This window comes from Paenibacillus rhizoplanae (assembly GCF_042684125.1).
Taxonomy (GTDB): domain Bacteria; phylum Bacillota; class Bacilli; order Paenibacillales; family Paenibacillaceae; genus Paenibacillus_AQ; species Paenibacillus_AQ rhizoplanae.
On the sequence record NZ_JBHUKY010000059.1, the window covers coordinates 1 to 1,417 of the forward strand.

The following is a 1,417-nucleotide window of genomic DNA, read 5'->3' on the forward strand; positions in this document are numbered from 1 at the left end:
AGCGCTGACATTCCGCTGAGCATCCGGAAGATTTCTTTTAGCGGTTTCTTCGACGTTAGCTGCAGGTCAGCGCCGTCGATGCGGTACAGCCCTGCCGTTTCCGTCGGTTCAACAACCGCGAGCCACGGGTTCCCCTCGTAGTAGTAAAGCGCGCCATTATCGCGCACTAAGAGCCCGTCAAAGTAATCGTCAGTCCATCCGCTGTCCGGCTCCGCCTCCCATAGAAGTCTAACCGGCTTAGGCTGATACTGCGTGTTCATATGCGGTCGCCTCCGTTTCGACGGGCGGGACAATGAATCCGATGTCGATCGCTTGTGCAGGCGTGACCGTCCAAGTGCCGAGAACGGCCGGGCGGATGCCGCCGAGAATGCGGGTTAGTGCGCGGGGATTAATTACGAGTTGCTGGCGTGTGCCGGCGAGGGAAACAACGGAGAGAAGCGTCTGAGGATCGAGGGAATAGCGAATCTGATAGGCCATGCGTGAAACCTCCCGTTATGTTCTATTTATGATTACATGCGGATGTACCGCGACCGGGCGATCCCGGTTTCGTGCGCCCCGCAGCGCTACTCGTCAGGCGGATTCGTTATCCTTACTGCGTCGGACAAGCGCGGCCAGAAGCTCGACGGCGGACATTTCCGTGATGCGATCGAAGAACGTTACATCGTCGACCGGTAAGTCGAAGCCTACTGCGCCCGGACCGCCTGTCGAATGGTACTCTCCGTTGCTCGCGAGTCTCACACGCTCAAGCACGACCGTCGGGTACTCTACGTCAATGTAGAACGCGTAATTTGGATCGACCAGGACTCCGGTGTACTCAAAGCGGACGTGTCCGTCGAGCGGATCATTGTGTTCGGATACTACGGTGATTAAGCGGCTCATAGAAACGCCTCCTTTACGAATATACCGAGGAGAACGACGGAAGCCTTAGCGATAGGCCAGAGTGCAGAGCGGAGTGCCTGGCGGCGATTGCGTGAGGCTGTGCGGCCGGATACGCGGGATGGGTACGAAGGAACTTCTATAGAAGCGGGTACGATCGTGATTAAATTAAGCATTTATGAAACCTCCTATAAATTTATGCGTACTAAATGTTTAACTTCATGTACATATAGTATGCCAACAAAAACCAATTGTCAACACTTCACATACAAAAAGTTCGCGTTATTGTACTTAGTGTTCACGAAAGGTACAATCAATGTATAGATTTATAGGAGGAATACATATGAAACTTCGGCCAAGCTATAAGCCGATGGAGATCACACTTATACGGCGCGACAAAACTAAAACGTATCTTAGGAATACGCTAGGACTATCACCTGCCACTATTGCTAAAATGTCTAATGGCGAGTTTGTTGCGCTCAGTGTGATTGCGCGAATCTGTGAGGACTTGGAATGTAAGATCGAGGAAGTTGTCGAGTTT

At 52.2% G+C, this 1,417-nt stretch carries 5 protein-coding genes; 1 reads left to right on the forward strand and 4 read right to left on the reverse strand.

Translation table 11 applies throughout. From position 1 onward, the window contains the following. The 4 genes from ACFSX3_RS25320 to ACFSX3_RS25335 all read right to left on the reverse strand — a co-directional run. Window positions 1–260 (reverse strand): hypothetical protein (locus ACFSX3_RS25320; protein WP_209994899.1); only part of this gene is annotated, 260 nt, incomplete at its 3' end. Then, the gene (locus ACFSX3_RS25325) at window positions 238–477 is read right to left on the reverse strand and encodes a hypothetical protein (RefSeq protein ID WP_209994900.1); all 240 of its coding nucleotides are present in this window, start codon (window positions 475–477) and stop codon (window positions 238–240) included. The genes ACFSX3_RS25320 and ACFSX3_RS25325, both read right to left, overlap by 23 nt. A gap of 93 nt (window positions 478–570) precedes the next feature. Then, window positions 571–879 carry a hypothetical protein gene (locus ACFSX3_RS25330; protein WP_209994901.1) on the reverse strand — a complete coding sequence of 103 codons (309 nt, stop codon included), beginning with the start codon at window positions 877–879 and terminating at the stop codon, window positions 571–573. Then, the gene (locus ACFSX3_RS25335; protein WP_209994902.1) at window positions 876–1,052 is read right to left on the reverse strand and encodes a hypothetical protein; all 177 of its coding nucleotides are present in this window, start codon (window positions 1,050–1,052) and stop codon (window positions 876–878) included. Before ACFSX3_RS25335 ends, ACFSX3_RS25330 begins: the two co-directional genes overlap by 4 nt. A 167-nt stretch (window positions 1,053–1,219) precedes the next feature. Here ACFSX3_RS25335 and ACFSX3_RS25340 point away from each other — a divergent pair. Beyond that, window positions 1,220–1,417: helix-turn-helix domain-containing protein (locus ACFSX3_RS25340; RefSeq protein WP_209994903.1), on the forward strand; the 198-nt coding region annotated here is incomplete at its 3' end.